At 71.1% G+C, this 17,599-nt stretch carries 13 protein-coding genes; 3 read left to right on the forward strand and 10 right to left on the reverse strand.

Annotated features, from left to right (window positions below; all coding sequences use genetic code 11):
- Nucleotide 1: 1 nt before the first annotated feature.
- Both putP and WAB15_RS02745 read right to left on the reverse strand, forming a co-directional pair.
- A complete protein-coding gene (gene putP, locus WAB15_RS02740; RefSeq protein ID WP_407285158.1) occupies nt 2–1,552 on the reverse strand; it encodes a sodium/proline symporter PutP in 1,551 nt (516 codons plus the stop codon).
- Nucleotides 1,553–1,930: 378 nt separating this feature from the next.
- On the reverse strand, nt 1,931–2,323 hold the full coding sequence (locus WAB15_RS02745; protein ID WP_407285159.1) for a hypothetical protein: 393 nt from the start codon (nt 2,321–2,323) through the stop codon (nt 1,931–1,933).
- A gap of 523 nt (nt 2,324–2,846) precedes the next feature.
- Here WAB15_RS02745 and WAB15_RS02750 point away from each other — a divergent pair.
- A complete protein-coding gene (locus tag WAB15_RS02750; RefSeq protein WP_407285160.1) occupies nt 2,847–4,235 on the forward strand; it encodes a BTAD domain-containing putative transcriptional regulator in 1,389 nt (462 codons plus the stop codon).
- Here WAB15_RS02750 and WAB15_RS02755 read toward each other — a convergent pair.
- Nucleotides 4,210–6,006, reverse strand: coding sequence for a sigma-70 family RNA polymerase sigma factor (locus WAB15_RS02755; protein WP_407289145.1), 1,797 nt, complete (start codon nt 6,004–6,006; stop codon nt 4,210–4,212). The two genes, WAB15_RS02750 and WAB15_RS02755, sit on opposite strands and share 26 nt — an antisense overlap.
- A gap of 174 nt (nt 6,007–6,180) precedes the next feature.
- Nucleotides 6,181–6,807, reverse strand: coding sequence for a LuxR C-terminal-related transcriptional regulator (locus WAB15_RS02760; RefSeq protein ID WP_399145014.1), 627 nt, complete (start codon nt 6,805–6,807; stop codon nt 6,181–6,183).
- A 512-nt stretch (nt 6,808–7,319) separates the two neighbouring features.
- Between WAB15_RS02760 and WAB15_RS02765 the strand changes: the two genes are divergently transcribed.
- Entirely contained in the window at nt 7,320–8,642 is a 1,323-nt protein-coding gene (locus tag WAB15_RS02765; RefSeq protein WP_407285161.1) for a hypothetical protein, read from the forward strand.
- 63 nt (nt 8,643–8,705) lie between these two features.
- On the opposite strand, the gene WAB15_RS02770 is transcribed toward WAB15_RS02765, so the two are convergent.
- The 3 genes from WAB15_RS02770 to WAB15_RS02780 form a co-directional block, all read right to left on the reverse strand.
- The gene (locus WAB15_RS02770) at nt 8,706–9,494 is read right to left on the reverse strand and encodes a hypothetical protein (RefSeq protein WP_407285162.1); all 789 of its coding nucleotides are present in this window, start codon (nt 9,492–9,494) and stop codon (nt 8,706–8,708) included.
- Nucleotides 9,495–9,615: 121 nt separating this feature from the next.
- Complete coding sequence (locus WAB15_RS02775; RefSeq protein ID WP_407285163.1) at nt 9,616–10,998, reverse strand: ABC transporter substrate-binding protein; 1,383 nt, start codon at nt 10,996–10,998, stop codon at nt 9,616–9,618.
- A 295-nt stretch (nt 10,999–11,293) separates the two neighbouring features.
- Entirely contained in the window at nt 11,294–11,938 is a 645-nt protein-coding gene (locus WAB15_RS02780) for a LysE family translocator (protein WP_407285164.1), read from the reverse strand.
- A 272-nt stretch (nt 11,939–12,210) separates the two neighbouring features.
- On the opposite strand from WAB15_RS02780, the gene WAB15_RS02785 reads away from it, so the two are divergent.
- A complete protein-coding gene (locus tag WAB15_RS02785) occupies nt 12,211–12,699 on the forward strand; it encodes an anthrone oxygenase family protein (RefSeq protein WP_399145009.1) in 489 nt (162 codons plus the stop codon).
- Here WAB15_RS02785 and WAB15_RS02790 read toward each other — a convergent pair.
- Genes WAB15_RS02790 through WAB15_RS02800 form a run of 3 tightly spaced genes read right to left on the reverse strand, consistent with a single transcriptional unit; the run spans nt 12,646 to nt 17,374 of the window.
- On the reverse strand, nt 12,646–13,986 hold the full coding sequence (locus tag WAB15_RS02790) for an MFS transporter (protein ID WP_407285165.1): 1,341 nt from the start codon (nt 13,984–13,986) through the stop codon (nt 12,646–12,648). The two genes, WAB15_RS02785 and WAB15_RS02790, sit on opposite strands and share 54 nt — an antisense overlap.
- The gene (locus WAB15_RS02795) at nt 13,983–16,004 is read right to left on the reverse strand and encodes a PEP/pyruvate-binding domain-containing protein (protein WP_407285166.1); all 2,022 of its coding nucleotides are present in this window, start codon (nt 16,002–16,004) and stop codon (nt 13,983–13,985) included. Before WAB15_RS02795 ends, WAB15_RS02790 begins: the two co-directional genes overlap by 4 nt.
- Nucleotides 16,001–17,374 (reverse strand): acetyl-CoA carboxylase biotin carboxylase subunit family protein, encoded by a 1,374-nt coding sequence (locus WAB15_RS02800; RefSeq protein ID WP_407285167.1) that lies wholly within the window; start codon nt 17,372–17,374, stop codon nt 16,001–16,003. Before WAB15_RS02800 ends, WAB15_RS02795 begins: the two co-directional genes overlap by 4 nt.
- Between the last annotated feature and the right edge of the window lie 225 nt (nt 17,375–17,599).

The following is a 17,599-nucleotide window of genomic DNA, read 5'->3' on the forward strand; positions in this document are numbered from 1 at the left end:
GTCACCCCCGCCGCAACGGCTCGGTCGTGTGCTTCCGGGCGGCAGTGGCCCGATCGGGGGCAGCACTCTTCCAGTCGCGCCGCGGAGGGCGACCGACGAAGGTTCCGAAGAGCAGCGCGGCCGCTGTGGCCGCGAGCACGCCCGGCACCATCTCGTAGATTCCGGTCCGGAGCGGGCCGAGCAGCGAGTCGATGTGCTTCCACAGGATGACCGTGAGCGCACCCGTGACGATGCCGGCGGTCGCCCCCGCCTTGGTCATGCGCGGCCAGTAGAGCGAGAGCAGGAACACCGGGCCGAAGGCCGCGCCGAAGCCGGCCCAGGCATGGGCGACGATGTCCAGGACGCTGCCCCCGCTGAGCGCGATCGTGTAGGCGACCAGCGCGACGCCGACCAGCGCCGTATGTGTCACCGTCACCAATGTCGCGTCCGAGGCCCGCCCCTTGCGCAGCGCGCGGAAGAAGTCCTCGGTGATGGACGTCGCCGTCACCAGCAGCTGGCTGTCCGCGGTCGATTTGATCGCGGCCAGCACCCCCACGTACAGCACACCGGCGAACCACGGATTGACCGACTGCTTGACCAGTTCGATGAAGACCATCTCCTGGTCGCCGACCGAAGGGCGGAGCGCGGCGATACCAAGGAGTCCCACGAGGCTCGCGCCGGTCAGCGAGAGGACGACCCACCCCATGGCGATACGCCGGGCGAGAGGGATGTCGTGCGTACTGCGGATGGCCATGAAGCGGGCCAGGATATGCGGCTGCCCGAAATAGCCGAGCCCCCAGGCGAGCAGGGATGTCACCGCGACAAAACCCAGCGGCTCGCCCGCGCTCCACCTGCCGTCGGCGAAACCGGGCTTCGCCCCCAAGTCGAGCAGTGCCGGGCTCTTGTCGGCGATCGCATGGTGCAGCGCGCAGAGGCCGTCGAGGTGCCCGATGATGACGACGGGGAGGACGCACGCCACGAAGAGCATCAGCGCGCCCTGCACCACATGGGTCGTGCTCACGGCACGGAAGCCGCCGAGGACGGAGTAGATGACCATCACCACGGCGATGACGGTGAGGCCGAATGCGAAGCCGACGCCGAAAACCTGGTGGAACAGCACACCGCCCGCCACGAATCCGCTCGCCACGTAGAGGGTGAAGAACACGACGATGACGGTCGCCGAGAGCATACGAAGTATTCCGCTGCGGTCCTCGAATCGCTCTTCGAGGTATGCGGACAGGGTCACCGAGTCGTTGGCCCGCTCGGTGTAGGTACGCAGGCGTGGTGCGACGAACCGCCAGTTGAGGTACGTGCCGATGATGAGGCCGACGGCGATCCACGTGGCCCCGATTCCTTCCGCGTACACGGCACCCGGAAGGCCGATGAACAGCCAGCCCGACATATCGCTGGCCTCTGCCGACAGGGCGGTGACCAGGGCGTTGAGTCGTCGGCCGCCGAGCGCGAATTCGGGGAAGCTGTCGGTCTCCCAGTAGGCCCAGATACCGACGATGATCATCACGATGATGAAGATCCCGAAGACCATCATCGCCGGTGCGGCGGTCTGTAGCTCCACCTGGTTCTCCCTCGGCGCACAACAAAGCAGGCAAGGTTGACCACGACCGTCTTCGGCCGCGGCGTGGTTCTCGGTCGCGGTGGTTCTCGGTCGCGGCGAGCAGCTCCCCCGGCTGCCCGGACTGCTCAACTCCACTGCATCTCTTGGGCGTTGACGCCGACGGCCGCCCCGCCCCGCTCCGGTTGGCAGTGGGACCGAAGAGGGACGGGACGGCTGATGAGGCCCGCCCACCGGCGAAGGGCGGGCCTTGCCGTCCTCCGGGGGAAAGGGAGAGGACGGCGTTCAAGGGGTGGCCGTGCGGCGTACGGCCGTGGTGGACTCCTGGCAGGTCGGCGGCGAACCGTTCGCACGGTGGGGCAGCGCTCCAGCCGTCTCGTCTCAAGGGCCTCGGAACGGTGCGACCGCAACCTCGATGGCCCTGCGCAGCGCCCGGACGTCGGTGATCAGCCGCCCGTCGGTGACCCGGATCCGCCAGTGCGGCCCCGGCCCTTCGATGCGATGCGGCGGCGGGACGACGAGGTGCTGGGTCACGCTGAGCGGACGGGTTTCCGGGACGTCCCATCCGGTGGTCGCCCCCTCGCGGACGAACCAGTAGACGGCGGGCTCGTACGGGTCCTCGATCACGGCGCCGCTGCGGGTCCCCAGGATCGCCAGCGCACGTATGCCGATGCTTCGGGGCACTCGGACCGCGTCCCAGTCGATGCCCGCGGCCCGTAACTCGCAGCCCCCGATGGTCTGCAGAGCAGAGAGTCTGTATGTCTCGGTGTACATGGGTAGCGGCTCCTCACCGTCTCCGTCGCGCAGGGCCTCGCGTCCGAGTTCCACACCGGGCGGGGGAACGCCGGCCCGCGCCCCTCCGACTGCCCGGCGCCGCCCGACCGGCCGGTCTCCTCCCGCCCACAGTCAGGAACCGGCCGCGTCGAGCGGGCCATGGGCGGGCGCGTCGGCGACCGCGCAGCAGAAGCCGTCGCCTCTCCTGCGCGGTCACCGGCCGCATCGACCGCCGGTCACATGGTCAGCGTCCGGAACCCGCTTCCGCAGCCGCGATCGGGGCGGATTTCGGGGTAGTCGAGCCGCATGAAAGGGCGCTCGCCGGATGACGCCGCCCGGTGGGCGCGGTGGGCGCGGTCGCCCTAGGGGAGCCTCGCCGGCCGCGCGGGGCGGCGCCGAGCAGGTTCCGGCGGCGGCACCGGAAAATCTTGGAGTTCTCCCGTCATAGCGCCGCACCGGACGTCTCTGAGTAGGTGTGGACACGAACTGTGCAGCACAACCGGGACAGGAGAAGGATGCCGACGTGCGACAGCTTGACGCGCCCTCGTCCAGGGGCCACCTCGCCGATGACACGGGCGGCCACCGCGCCACCGGCCCAGAGGCGAGCGACCCGTCCAAAGCCGACGTCGGGCTGCGGCTGCTGCGGGTCGCCCTCCGCCTCATCCACGAGGCGGACGGCGGCGACGAGGTCACAGGTCAGGCGCTCCGTCGCTTGGCTTCCTCCCTGGCCGGCCTCTCCTGCGAAGGCTGCGGACGGCAGCCGGCCTCGCCGACACGGTGCCCTCGCTCGACGGATGCCCGCCTGATCCGCTCCTGGACCCGGGAACTCCTCGCGCTGCTCGATGCCGACGAGCAGCCACCGGGCCTCGACCCCGGTGCCGTGCGGAGCGGGCACCCGGCGAGCGTCGAGGATGCCGACGCTGCGCTCGCGGTCCAATACCCCGACGGCGAGCTGCGCCACAGCACACGGCGCGCCGTGCCGCCGGGCTCCACCAGCGCACTGCCGGCCGCCGTACCGAACGGTCCGATCGGCCGATGGCATCCGCTGCCGGCCTCCGCTCACACCGACGAGCGCAGCCCCCGTGTGGCGATCAGATGCTTCGGCGGATTCCGGATGACCGTTGGTGACCTGGCGATCGACTGGACGAGGGTCCGCCCCCGCGCCCGCGCCGCCATGAGGTTGCTCACCATGCGTGCGGGCCGGCCCGTGCACCGTGAGGCGCTCATCGAGGCGCTCTGGCCGGACATGCCGCCCAAGTCGGCCACGGCCAATCTGCAAGTGGCCGTCTCCAGCCTGCGTAGTCTCCTGGAACCCGACCGGGATCGCGGCAAACCGCGACTGGTGGTCCGGGTCGGCGACGCGTATCTGCTCAACCTGCCCGTCGGCGCCTACCTCGACACACTGGCGTTCCAGACCGCGCTGACCCGGGGCAGGCAGGCGAAGGCGACCGGGGACACCGTCTCGGCCGTACAGGGCCTGCGGGACGCGCTCGCCCAGTACCACGGTGAGCTGCTCCCCGAGGACGGCCCCGCCGAATGGCTGCAGCAGGACCGCGAGATCTACCGGCGCCAGGCAGCCGACGCCGCCGCGGAACTCGCCGCCGCCGAGCTCCAGGCCGGCAACTCGCAGGAGGCCGTGGCCGCGGCCCAGAAGTGCCTCGCCGTCGACCGCTTCCATGACACGGGGTGGCACCTGCTGCTGCGTGCCTACCACCGCATCGGCGCCCCCGCCGCGGCCGAGCAGGCCCGACGGCGGTACCTCGCCACGCTCGCCTCACTCGGCCTCGATGCCGACGAACGGGCCGCGTGTGTCGCCCAGCACACCCGCCCGTCGCGCGTCCCCGCCCAAGCCCAGGTGGCGGACCTGCCGGTCGCGACCCGACGCCTCAGTTTCCCGGCTGACTGGCAGTGACCTTGATGTCGTCGACGGTCGGCCCGCAAGGGCTGGTCGGGTCACTGGTACTGGCCAGCCGGAGGGTGGTCCGGTCACCGGTCGCGGTGAAGCGCACGGTTTCCGGCCGCCACCCCATCGCGGCGGACGAATGCCCGGTGGTGTCGAAGGTGAAGCCCTTCGAGGCGCCGGCGGCCTGGACGGTCAGCGTTCTCACGACGTTCCCGCAGCTGGGATTGCCGGCCAGGTAGAAGCTCACGGTGTACTGCGCGGCGGGCTTGGTGGCGATGCTCTGGCTGATCGCCCCTGCCGTGGACCCGGGCTGATCGCCGTTCATGTCGAGTGACTGCATGCCGGTCGCCGGCTGCCACCCCTTCGGACCGGTGAGGTTCACCGAGTTCTCGACCCGCCATGCGCCGATGAACTGGCCATCCCGGTAAGGGATATGGGGCGCGTCACCGACCGATGGCGACTCGAAGGCACCGTCGCTCACCTGGGGGTCCGGAACGGGCCCGGGGTCGGCGGACGGGGTGGTGGACGGAGCGGCGCTGGACGGAGCGGCGGTGGACGGCCCGCCGGGGGTGTGGTCCCCGGACGCGCCCGGAGCCGGCCGCGGACCCGGCCCGGCCCGGTGATCGCCCCGCCGCCGGGGCACCGTCGGCAGGGGCGGCGTCTCGCCGGATGCCGTGGGCTCGGGTGGTGCGGGGGCGGTGGTGGGCCTCGGGGTGGAGCCGGGCTCGGTGGCGGGGGCTCTGCCCGCCGTGCCGGGGCGCTCGGTGGAGCTTCCCGGCACAAGGAGCACGCCGGCCACCGTGAGAGCGGCAACGACGGCGGCCAAGGTGGTGACGGCGACCGCGGCGCTCGACGATCCACCGCCGCCCGCCATGCCTCCGCCGAGTCCGGCATCGTCGTTCGGGTCGGCCGGCTCCTCCCCCGCACCGTCCGGTGCCCCGTTAGCCAGTGAGGCGAAGTACCCGGCGAAGAGCGGTCCCAGGATCAGCGGAGCCAGGACGCCGCGCAGACGCCCGGAGATCTCCCGCAGTTCGAGTAACAGCAGTGCACAGCGGTCGCATCCGGCGAGATGAGCCTCCACGCACCCCCGAGCCCGCTCACCGAGCGACCCACGGACGTATGCGGCCAGCTTCGAAGCACACCCACGGCACTCCCGGTCCAATTTCTCCGCCGACAAATGCGCCTGTAGGTACTCCTTCCGCAGGCCCTCACGCGCGCGGAGGGCCAGCGCGGCGACCCCGTTGGCCGATAACCCCAGATGCTTCGCCACCTGAGCCGGGCTCTCCCCCTCCACCGCCGTATGCCACAGGACGGCCCGCCAGCGCTCGGGCAGCGCCGCGAACGCCCGCGCCACCAGCGACGCCTCCAGATCCGCCACAACCGGATCCTCGAAGGGGATCTCCGGCGCCAAAGTCTCCAACTCCGGCGAATTCGGCACATCCCGCTTCGCCCTCGCCACCCTCCTCACGGCGATCCGACGCACCGTCGTCAACACATACGGCCGAAACGCCTCCCGCGGACCACCACCCGCCCGCACCGCACTCAGCACCTGAGTGAAACCCTCGGACGCGATGTCCTCCGCATCCGCCGGAGTCGACGCATAAAGCCCGGCCAGTCGATGAGCCGACGCCGAATGACGCTCGTACAGAACACCGAAAGCGGCCTCGTCGCCGGCCCGGGCACGCACTATCAGTTCCGCGTCACACTGCTCACCCCACCCGTCGGGAACCGACACCCCGCACTCCCCCGGCTCCCGACCCCGCCCCGGCTCAACCACCATCGCCACCCGAACTCTCCACCCGACCGGACACGCCGGCCCGCCACTTCAGGCACGGATCCTGGCAGCGGGAAGCGTCGTCCGAGAGACCCTAGGGGCACCGCTCGACGACGTTCCCGCGTTCCACGTAATTCGCCCCATGAGGCGACTGCGCAGCCCGATCGGGGAACGTCCCCCTCAGATCAGGCCGTTGCGCATGGCGTACGCCACGGCATGGCACCGGTTGCGGAGTTGGAAGCGATTCTGGAAGTCGTGCAGGACCTGCTTCACCGTCCGCGCGGAGTAGGCGACCGCGGCCGCGATCTCGTCGGTGTCGAAGCCCTCGGCGGCCAGCCGCAGCACCTGGACCTCCCGCTCCGTCAGGTTGTTGAAGTTCAGGCCGCGTGGCCCCAGCACCTGGCGCTGCACCCGGCCGACCTGGTCGAGCAGCCGGCCCAGCAGATCAGGGGGTACGGCGCCCTCCCCCGCCGCCGCGGACTGCAGCACCGTCACCAGTCGTTCCGGTGTGGCCTCCCTGCGGCGGACCACCCCCATCACCCCCGCCTCGACCACCGGCACCAGGTCGGACTCGTCGATCTCGGGGGTGACCAGCACCAGTCGGGCCTCGCCCATCTGGGCCGCGACCGACCGCAGGACCTGTGGGGTCTCCTCGGTCACGGCGCCGGTGACGACCACGGCGACTCTCGCCTCGTCCATCTCGTCGGCGCCGAGCACCCGCACCTCCGGGCGCGGTCTGAGCTCCGCGGTCACTCCGAGCTGTGAGATCTGGTCATCCGCGCGGATACACACGGGAATGCGGTCCATCCATGCTCCTCGACAGGCACAGGACGCCGTCGGTCATGCGGCGTCTCGGAGGGCAAGCATCCGCATCCCGCTGGGCGTCCACTTAACATGGACTTAACGCACGGTTGTCACTTCGCCCTCTCCCGTAGCAGCGGCTGATCCCGCTGGTCACGGCCCCGGGAGGCATGGCGCGCAGATCCGCCGGTGGCGTCGTCAGGCCGGTACGGGCGCCGGCCCGCGCGCCGTGGCGCCGATGCGCAAGCGGCCCTGCACCGAGCCTCTCACCCCGCAGGCGCGGCAAACACCGCACCGGGGCACGATGCCCCATCGCGCACGAGGAGTTCACCAACCGCCGCCTCCCCGGCCGTTACGGCACTCCTGGCGCACCACCACGATGGCGGCGACAGGAGCCGCCCGGCTCGTTCCGCTCTTGCTCACCGAAACCGATGGCGTCGTCGTCCGGGAGCTGACCACCGCTCGGCGGCCACAGCCTGCGCGCCTCGCGCGCACCGTTCAGAGAGAAGGCGGCCAGGTTGATCGCCGACATCACCCGTGGCAAGAACGCCCGCGACCTGCTCACCTACTTCTACGGCCCCGGCCTCGCCAACGAACACACCGACCCCCATCTGGTCGCCTCGTGGAACCGCGCCGCGCCCGACCCCGGCCGCTCCGCAGACCCCCAGGGCGCTCGGGACCAGCTCCTCGCGGCGCTCGGCCTGGGGGACGGGCATGCCGGTGACGGCACATCCGTACGGCAGGTGTGGCACTGCCGCATATACACCGCCCCCGAGGACCGCCTCCTGACCGACGCGGACTGGTCGGCCATCGCCCGCCGCCTCGCGCGCGCCACCGGCATCGCCCCCGAGGACGACGGCGGCTGCCGTTGGGTCGCCATCCGCCACGCCGACGACCACATCCATCTCCTGGCCACGACCGTACGAGGAGACTCCCGGCTCGCCGGGCACCACGACCATCGCCTGATCGCCGAGGAAGAACTCACCGCCATCGAGCGCGAGTACGGCCTGCGGCAGGTAAGCCGCCACGAGCCGACCACCGCCCCGCGCCCCACCCGCGCCGAGGACGAAGGGGGCCGGCCCAGACCCAACCCCTGGCACCAGGCCACCGCCGCCATCGAACGCATCCCCACGCTCCTCGACCGCGACGAGGAGGTAGCCGCCGAGGTGCACCTCGCCGCTTTCGGTGAGGCCCTCGCCGCCCTGCCGGCCCTGTCTCCCCCGGACCTCGGCCCCCAACTGCAGCTGGCGGCGCTCACCTTCGAACGCGTCGCCCGCGTCCGCTCGCGTATCCGCGGCGACCACCCCGACGCCCGCGCCCTGCGCAACGCCGTCCGGGCCATGCGCCGCGAGCCCGTGCAGGGGTACGGAGCGGCGCTGGCGATGCTTCTCGACTCGGCCGTCCTCGTCGTCGTCGCCGCCATCCGCTGGCACCGAATCCGCCGTCACGACCAGCAGGTCATCTCCGCCCGCAAGGCCCTTACGCATCTGCGGGCCGGCTACGACCTGGCCGCCGCCAAGCCCCTGGCCGACCTCTCCCTGCACCTGCCGGCGACAGCGACACCGCCGCGCTACGCGCAGCTCGTGCACGAAGCCGTGCCCGACCACGCGCAGCAGATCCTGAACGACCCGGCATGGGGCGCGATGTTCGCCGTCCTCGCGGAAGCCGAAGCCGGCGGTCACCAGCCTGCCCGGCTCCTCCGACAGGCCGTCCACCACCGCAACCTGGACGACGCCCGCTCTCCGGCACACGTCCTCACCTGGCGCATCCACCGCCTCGCCCAACGCCCGGCCCCCAGCGCCCGGGCACTGGCCGCCCGCGACCGCCGCCGGCCCTGCTGATCGCAACGGGCCCTGGGACCAGAGCCTGTCCGACCGGACGTGCCGCGAGTGACGAGCCGCAGGTCAGTGCAGGTCTATCCGGAACGCGTGACGGTGGTCGGCGGGGCAGGTGAAGATGCGCAGATCTCCCCAACGGCCGACGATCACCCCCGTCTCGTCGTCGCTGGCCACCGTGAACAGCAGTGTCATGGCCGTCCCGCAGTCATCGCAGGCGAAGGCCATGGGGTACGCCAGGTGCCAGGTCGGCCAGCCGCCGAGTTTCCAGCCGGCGAGGCGGGTGATGACGTCACCGCCGTCGCCGGTCTCGCGGACCAGCTCCGCAAGCCGCGGACGGAGTTCTTCCGGCAGCTCCTCACGGAACGGGAAGTCGGTCACGCGCTCAGGGGTGAGGGCGCACGCCTGCGGGAGGTAGCCGTCCTCCTCCCACCGCGAGGGCGACGGCGGAGTCGTCGACGGACCGGTCACGTCGACGGCCCGACGCCACCGCATCTCCACCACAGGGCTGATATCGGCCTGCGGGGCCGGCGGATCCCAGTGTTCGTTCGGGCACCAGAGGATCTGCAGGAGGTCGATGCCATCGGGCCACCAGGGTCCCGGCACGTCGCGGCGGAAGATCTGGGCGACCGGCACCATCGCCGTGGCAGGCACACCGTCGGGGCAGTTCTCGTCGGGCAAGGAGCACTCGGGCCACGGCTCGTCACTCGGCCACAGCAGTGGTCCGCCGATGGAACTGTCCCGGCAGTCCGGCTCTGCCCGCTCGGGATGGAGTATGACCGCGTCGCGCGCGTGGGGAGCGAGTTCGGGAAGAACCGCGAGTATCGCTTCGCTCGTCGGTCTGGGGGTGCGGGTCATCGTGCCTCCCGGTCAGCTGCTCGTAGATCGCTCGCAGCGTAGAGGCCGACAGTGACAACCGATCCACATCGCGGTGCTCCAGCGGGCCGTCCCTCGTTCACCGGGGCGTCGACCGATGACCCTACGGCGAGGCCGCTGCCCTGCGGTACTTCGCGGCCACGGCGGACGCGAGTCGCTGTCCCTCGTCCAGGGCGGAGGTCACCGAGGTGCGGCCGGCGATGGCTGTGGCGATCTTCTGGGAGACCCTGGTGGCCAGGTCCGGGAACTCGGGGACGGCCACGAACTGGACGCCGACGGTCGGCCGTGGCTGCAGCCCGGGGTCGTGCGGGGACGCACTGGTGATGGCCTCCTTGGTGGCGGTGTAGAAGGGGGCCGCGCTCTTGCGGTACTCGGGACGGACATAGGTCGAGGCGCGCTTGCCGGCCGGCACCCTCGCCCAGCCGAGCTCGTCGCCGACCAGTTGCTCGTACTCCTTGCTGGAGGCCCAGGCGATGAACCGCGCGGCGGCGTCCTGCCGCGGGCTCGCCTTCTGGATGCCCCAGGCCCACGAGTACAGCCACCCCGCGCTCTTGGTCCTGCTGACCGGGGCCATGGCATAGCCGATCCTGCCGGCGACGGGCGAGCCCTCGGCCTCCAGGATCCCGGCGGCCGAGGTGGCGTCGTACCACATGGCGGTCCTGCCCTGCTGGAAGTTGGCCAGGCACTCGGCGAAACCGGCCCGCGCGGCACCGGGCTCACCATGGGAACGGACCAGATCGACGTACAGCTTGGCCGCCTCGGTGAAGCGGGGACCGTTGACCTGCGCCTTCCAGTCCTCGGTGAACCAGGTGCCGCCGAAGGTGTTGACGACCGTGGTCAGCGGGGCGACGAGCTCTCCCCAGCCGGGCAGGCCGCGCAGGCAGATGCCCTTCATACCGGGGCGGGCACCGTCCGCCTCGGCCGCCAGGCCGGCGACCTGCTCCCAGGTCGGATGGTCGGGCATCCGCAGCCCTTTGGCCCGGAAGACGTCCTTGCGGTACATCAGGAAGGACGACTCGCCATAGAACGGCTCGGCGTAGAACCTCCCGTCGACCCCGGTCAGACCTACCTGGATCGGGGTGAGAATGTCGCGCTGGTTGAAGTCCGGATTCTTCACGACGGTGTGATCCAGCGGAGCCAGCCAGCCCTTCTTCCCGTAAAGGGGCACCTCGAAGTTGCTGAGCGATGCCACGTCATAGGTTCCGGCCTGACGGGAGAACTCCCGGCTTATCTTCGCGCGTACATCGTTTTCCGACAGAACGGTGTAATTGACTTTGATGCCGGTCTGCTTGGTGAAATGCTCCTTGGTCAGCTTCTGCAGATCGAGCATCTGGGGGTTGTTCACCATAAGGACGTTCACCGATTTCCCCCCTCCGTGGCCGCCACCCGGCACTCCGGGCCAGGCGGCCACCAGTAGGACGGCGGCGGTGAGAAGGGCGACGAGCGGGGCGGTGTATATCCCCGTTCTCGTGAATGGCGTGTTCATTCGCACGGGAATGCGCTCCATCCATGCTGCTCCGGCGCGGTGACACCGCGGACCCCACGGCATCAAGGGAGACAAGCTTCCGGATGGCTCTTAGCGTCCGCTCAACAGCGACTGAACACCCGGCGACGGTGGTACCGCACCTCTCGGCGTTGTCGCATCGCCCACGGACATCCAGTCCGAGGGCGACGCTCCGCCTTGCGCTCCGCCTCGGCTCTTCATACGACCTCCGGAAGCCGAGCTGCACGGCACCAGACGCCGCAGGCTGATCCACGGAGATCGAAGAGACACGCCCTAACTAGTCGGCGCGGCCCGTCGCCGCCACCGTCACGCCCAGGCCGATCATCGCGAAGCCGCCCGCCCCGCCGACCATCGAAAGGCGGCGGTCCGAGCGGGCGAACCAGGAACGGGCCGCCGAGGCGCCCAAGCCCCACAGGGTGTCGGTGATCATGCCGATGGTGACCGGGACCAGGCCCAACGCCATCATCTGGAGGGGGACATGGCCGGTGGAGTGGTTCACGAACTGCGGCAGCACCGCCGCGAAGAAGACGATGCCCTTCGGGTTGGTGACGCCCACCAAAATGCCGTCCAGGATCGTGCGCAGGTCGCCGCGCCGCTCCGCCGTCGGTGCCGCCATGTCCGCCGCGCGCATCTCCTTGCGGTGCCGGAACGCCTGCACGCCGAGGTAGACGAGGTACGCCGCTCCCGCCAGCTTCACCCCCATGAACACCACTGCCGAGGTCTCCACCAGCGCCCCGAGTCCCCACGCCACCGCGATCACCAGGCCGTACGAACCGATCAGGTTGCCGAGGACCGTTGCGAGCGCTGTGCGGCGGCCGTGCGCAAGCGCCCTGCTGATCACAAACAGCACGCTCGGCCCCGGAATCACGATCACCAGTAGCGACATCGCCGCGAACGCGAGGATGCTCTCCGTGGACACCATGTGCCCGTCACCTCCTGAAATGTTGCCCAGGGGGCATACAAGCAGATGGCGGACCATCGGCTCCAGGGTCTGGCCGATGGGTCAGGGTGCAGCGAGGCTGCCGCGCCAGAACAGCCGGTTCTGGTTGCCAGAAGTTCCTGATCTTGGACTTCTGGCGGATACCCGACCACCCTTGAAGCCGGCCCCGGCTCCCGGCTCATCGCCCACCGGGGCCGACCTCACGTCACGAGCCACTCATCCGCCCCGAGCCAATGCACCGGAGCCGACGCACAATGCGCATCAAACTTGTCCATGGGGTCGCACTGCTCTGCACCGGCCTCCTCACCGGCGCGTTCGGCTACGGCGCGGCCAATCTCGTCCCCACCTTCAACGCCGTACCGCTGGAGATGCGGCTCTCGTTCCACGCCGAGCTGATGAAGATGAACGGCATCACCATGCAGGCGGCGATGGGCGCGTCGATCCTGAGTGCCCTCACGCTCGCCGTCCTGACAGCGGGCCGCGCCCGACTGCTCGCGGGTGCGGCGGGTCTGCTGGCCCTGGCGTCCTTCCTGATAACCCGGTTCGGCAACGTGCCGATCAACGGGCGGATCAAGCAGTGGGCCCTCACCTCGGCCCCGGCCGATCACGCCGAGATCCTGGGGCGCTGGGAACTGTTCAACACCATGCGCACCCTCACCGCCTTCGCCGCCTTCGTTCTACTGATCGTCCTAGCCGTCGGCGGGCTGCGCGCGGCCGTGCAGGATCGGGCGGTCGGCTCCTAGACGTACTGGATGGAGCGGCGGGCGGCCGTGGGCGCGGCGCCGAGAGCGTCGTAGTACCAGGTGCCAGACGGCCATCAGGGCGCCGGTCAGCAGCGCGCTGTGCCACAGCAGGGTGTCCAGCCGGCCCGCCGCGAGGTAGGCACCCGTGGCCACGGCCGCCAGTGCGCACACGGCGCGGTCGACGATGCTCTCGACGGAGAGCAGGGTGGCACGTGGTGCGCCATGGGGAATGGCGTCGTTCACCAGCTTGCGCTGGAGCGGGTAGACGAAGCCGCAGACGGCGGCGAACAGGCAGAGCAGAACGATGACGGTCCACGGGCCGCCGAGGGCGAGACCGGCCAGTGTCCCAGCCATCGCGAGGCTGAGCAGCGTCACCCATGTCGCCGGCCGCAGCCGTGGGGTGAGCCACTGCGGGCGGGCCGAGGCGACCGCCTCCGCGACGGTCATGGCGGCCAGTACCGCGCCGTGCGAGCCCTCGCCGATGCCGTGGTCCAGCAGTACCGGCTGGAAGAGGTTGACCTGGCAGATGCGGGAGAGGGTGAAGACCGCCACTCCCTGCACCATGACCAGGGCGAGCCACGGGGCGGCGCGCACGGTGCGCAGCGCAGCGGTGGCCTCGTGCAGGGCCGCGAGCCGGCGGCGCGGTCCGGCCGCGGGCGGCGAGGGGGCGGCGTGGGCCGGCAGGACCAGGGCGCAGAGGAGGGAGCCGGCGGCGCTGACGGCGCTCAGTGCGTACGGCGCGCCGTGCGCGAGGGCCATGAGTGGGCCGACCAGCGGCCAGCACAGCACCTTCGCGCCCAGGCCCCACGCCCTCGCCTGTCCCTCGGCCTTCAGATAGTGCTCGCCCGCGCCCTGGGCGCGCAGGCTGTCGTAGAGGTAGGCGCTGGCGGCGCCGGAGGTCAGGGAGCGACCGGCGGCGATCGCCAGGAAGTGCGCGAGGAAGCCGGTGTAGGTGGGAGCGAGGAGGGGGGCCAGGTTCGCCGCGGTCATCACCACGGCGCCGGCGCGCAGGCAGTTGCGGGCCCCGATGCGGTCGGCCACCAGTCCCGTCGGGATCTCGAACAGGCAGAAGGCGATGTAGTAGATGCTCTGGATGCCGAAGATCTGTCCGTCGGAGAGGCCCGCCTGCCGTTGGTAGGCGTAGAAGACCGGCATCCACCACAGGAGGTTGAACAGCAGCTGGAAGGTGTTGTTCAGGCGGATGATCCGGCGGGCCCTCGGGGGCAGGGGCCGCGCTGCCGTCCGCGGTGCATCGGCGCTGCCCGGATGGGCGGTGCGGCGGCTCATCGGGCGTAGGGGCGGATCTGGACCAGGTGGAACGCGCCCTGATCGGTCATCAGCCACTCGATGTCGAGCGGTCGGTCCACCTCCGGTGCGCTGAAGTGCGACTGGAGCAGCCGGCCGGCCAGCGCCAGGTCCGCCAGCCGCTCCCGCGTGGCGGCGGGCAGGTCCGTGCCGGACGCGCCGAGCGCGACGGTGCGGCCGCCGCCCTCGACGGTGTTGTAGAGGTACTGCAGGGGCGGCGCCGTGCCGTCGACGACGGCCTCCGGTGACCCGGGCGAGCAGTTGAGGCAGACGTTGCGGAAGTCCGAGCGCCTGGTCGGATTGCAGGTCACCAGCACTCCGCCGAGAGCGGCCGGCAGATACGGCTGGACGATCACGCCCATGTAGGTGTCGTCGAGGGAGATGCCCGCCTGGTGGCGGAGCCGGACGCTGCGCGGCGACAGCAGGGAGGCCCACACCTCGCGTACGGCGTCGAGGAGGTGGTCCGCGCCGTACACGGAGGTGACCGAGGTGTAGACGCCCGCGGCGGAGAAGCCGGGCAGGTCCTCGGCGTTGGCGGAGGAGCGGACCACGAGACGGCGGCCGGCGGCCGGCCCGGTGGGCAGTGCCCGGAGGATTTCGCGGGCCACTTCGTCGGGGAGGGCGGTGGTGCGGACGAGTTGCTGCAGCCGCAGGCAGAGCCGTTCCACGGCCTCGGGGGCGCCGCGGTCGAGGGCCGCCTTGAGCTGGCGGATGCCCTGTCGCAGCGCCGGGGAGGAGCGCAGGAAGCGGTGTTGGAGGCCGAAGGGGAGGGCGATGCCGTCCGGCACGCTGACGGTACCGGCGACGAAATCGGCCGCCGCGGTGCGGAGTTCGCCGGGGGCCGCCGGGTGCGGGGTGCCGAGGCGGGCGGCCAGGTGCCGGTAGAGGTCGGGGCGGGGAGGTCGCGGCTTCCCGTGGAAGGCGGTGAGGTCGGCGGTACGGGCGTTCAGGACGTGGTGGAGTTCCCCGAGGTTGGCCGCCTTGGTGCCGTAGCGGTTCTGGTCCGCGAGGCGCAGTCGGTGCAGCGGCCGCGCCGTGATGTCGTCCAGCAGCGGCGTCCGCAGCCGGATCGGCTGCCGGTGCCGGGCCGGTGCTGCGGCCGGCACCGCCGTCGGGGCGAGCGGGACGAGGCTGATGTCGTCCTCGGTCACCAGGTAGCGGACCCAACCGCCGTCCAGGCTGTCGGCCTTGATGAGTCGGTCCAGGTCACGGACGATGGCGTTGGGTATGCCCCAGCCTGCGGCGAGGACGTTGGTGTGCGAGAGCGGGGTGGTCGTCGCGGTGTTGATGAAGCCCGCGACGCGCGGCACGTCGTCCGGCAGGCACGGCATGGCCAGGATGTCGGATCCGCCGAGGGTGCCGGCCACCGCCGTGTACTCCTCGGTGGTACGGAAGTGGCGGAGCCGGCCGGCGGCTTCGCCGGGGTTGAGCGGGGTGCGGGTGCGATGGCCGAAGAGCTCGTGGCTGAGGATCCGCGGCACCCGGACGTCGCTGATGGCGGCGAGCGCGTGCTCCTGACCGTGGTTCGCGGGCTTCAGCAGCAGCGACAGCCGGCCGTCGAGCCGGTGGCGGACGAAGGTGTAGAACTCCTCCAGCAAAGAACCGTCCATCGTGTCGGCCTCGGTCGTCTCCAGGACGAGGAAGGGCCGGGGGCGGCCCCGGGTGTCCTGGTCGGCGTGTAAGGACAGCACTCCGAGCAGGAAGCGGCGGTCGGGGGCCATGTAGACCGAGGCGTTGAAGGCGTCCAGGCAGGAGTCCAGTTCGGCCGGTTCCATGCCGAGGACGCGGGTGGCGATGTAGTCGACGTGGAAGGGGTGGACGGCGGTGTCGAGCAGATGCCAGGTGTCCTCGGCGCGGTCCACCACGACCTTGAGGTACGGGTGGCCGGCGAGGGAGCCGGAGAGGCTCCGGAACAGCGGCAGTGCGAGGTGTTCGCCGACGGCGGTGCGATCGGCGACGGGGCGTGGAGCGGCGGCCGGGGGGACGAGGGTGGCGTTCATGAGCGGGCCTCCGTGGCGCCGGCGAGGGGCAGGATCTTCGGCAGGGCGTGCACGAGGGCCTGGAAGTCGTGGAGCACGGTCCCGGGGTCGGTGGCGGACAGCAGGCAGAGCGCCGCCATCGTGTTGGCGCCCGCGGTCGGGTCGTACACCGGCACCTGGGCGCCGTCGGGGAGCGAGTTCTCGGCCACCACGGACAGCCGGCTGCCGGCGCTGACCGGCACCGCGTCCCGTACCGTCGGGAAGTCCCAGAGGCGGCGGTCCGCCCAAGCGTCACCGGCGGTGTCGACGGCGAGGACGACGAGCGAGCCGGCCGCGCCGGACGCGTCCTGGGAGGTGAGGGCCCGGGCGGGCCATTCGACCGGCCGCCCCAGCAGCTGGTCGACGAGCATGCCGATGAGGTCCAGCCCGAAGACCTCCTCGATCTGGGGGACGGTCATCGCCCCACCGAACCGTGCGGCGGTCTCGATCACCCACATCTGACCGTTCGCACCGAGCTTGATCTCCGTGTGGGTACCGCAGTTCTCCAGGCCCAGCGCGTCGACGGCGTCGCGCGCGAGGGCCACGATGCGCCGCTGGGTGTCGTCCGGCAGCGGCACGGGGGTGATGCCGGCGCGCTCGGTGAACGGCGCCACGGTCGGCATCCGGCCACTGAGGCACACCGGGCGGAACTCACCGTCGGCTACGACGCCCTCGACGCTGACGTAGTCGCCCCAGCCGCTCTGGTCGAACCAGCCGTCGGCGGTGCCGGGGACGATCTCCTCGACGAGGAAGTCCCCGCCGGCTCCGGCCACATGGAGCTCGGCATAACCCAGCTCGGCGGATTCGGCCATCACGGCGGCCGCCCGGTCCCACGCCGCCGATATCTCGTCGGCGGAGCGGATGATCTGGTGTGCGGTGGAGCCCGCGCTCCAGGCGGACTTCAGCAGGAGGGGGAGGCGGAGCGTGGCGGCCGCGTCGCGGAATTCCTGCTCGTCGGCCACCGGACGGAACCGCGGCTGGGAGATGCCGCGCTGCATCCAGGTGCGGCGCATCAGCCGCTTGTCGCGGGCGAGCGCGCTGTTGCCGCCGGCCCCGGCGAGGCCGAGTTTCCCACAGGCCTCGGCGACCGCGACGACCGCGTACTCGGAGAAGGTGATGACCGCATCGGCGCCGACGGCCTCGGCCCGGGAGACGATCAGGGACACCAGGTCGTCCTCTTCCGTCCCGGCGGGGGTCAGCACCGAGGCGCACAGCCGCTCGGCGGCCGGTGCCACGCTGGGTGGAAGCGTGCTGAGCGCCAGCAGGTGCACTGCCGACCGCGCGGCGACCCGCGACAGGGCATACCCCAAGGGCGGACCGCCCTTGGCATACACAAACAGCACCGTGGTCACTGGAATTCGACTCCTCTACAGGCGGGGGTGGGGCCGTACCTACCGGTGGACCGGGGCGGCCGACGACGTCGGATCCGCTGTCCGTTCGCCGTACTTCAAGAGAACCAGCCGCACGGCCCCGGATACGCCGCTGAGGGCCTCACTCACTCAGGCAAACGCCAGAGTGGTGGAGTTCGCCGCCAGCTGGTGAAGATTTCGTGATGCTGTATGGCGGTGGGGAGAGTA

Origin of the sequence: Streptomyces sirii (assembly GCF_045690365.1) — a bacterium.
Classification (GTDB): Bacteria; Actinomycetota; Actinomycetes; order Streptomycetales; family Streptomycetaceae; genus Streptomyces; species Streptomyces sirii.

Bases quoted from the DNA above. Each gene is read 5' to 3' on its own strand.
- WAB15_RS02770 (WP_407285162.1), bottom strand. From the start codon at position 9,494: ATGACCCGCACCCCCAGACCGACGAGCGAAGCGATACTCGCGGTTCTT.
- WAB15_RS02795 (WP_407285166.1), bottom strand. From the start codon at position 16,004: ATGAACGCCACCCTCGTCCCCCCGGCCGCCGCTCCACGCCCCGTCGCC.
- WAB15_RS02775 (WP_407285163.1), bottom strand. From the start codon at position 10,998: ATGAACACGCCATTCACGAGAACGGGGATATACACCGCCCCGCTCGTC.
- WAB15_RS02780 (WP_407285164.1), bottom strand. From the start codon at position 11,938: ATGGTGTCCACGGAGAGCATCCTCGCGTTCGCGGCGATGTCGCTACTG.
- WAB15_RS02745 (WP_407285159.1), bottom strand. From the start codon at position 2,323: ATGTACACCGAGACATACAGACTCTCTGCTCTGCAGACCATCGGGGGC.
- WAB15_RS02790 (WP_407285165.1), bottom strand. From the start codon at position 13,986: ATGAGCCGCCGCACCGCCCATCCGGGCAGCGCCGATGCACCGCGGACG.
- WAB15_RS02785 (WP_399145009.1), top strand. From the start codon at position 12,211: ATGCGCATCAAACTTGTCCATGGGGTCGCACTGCTCTGCACCGGCCTC.
- WAB15_RS02755 (WP_407289145.1), bottom strand. From the start codon at position 6,006: ATGGTGGTTGAGCCGGGGCGGGGTCGGGAGCCGGGGGAGTGCGGGGTG.
- WAB15_RS02760 (WP_399145014.1), bottom strand. From the start codon at position 6,807: ATGGACCGCATTCCCGTGTGTATCCGCGCGGATGACCAGATCTCACAG.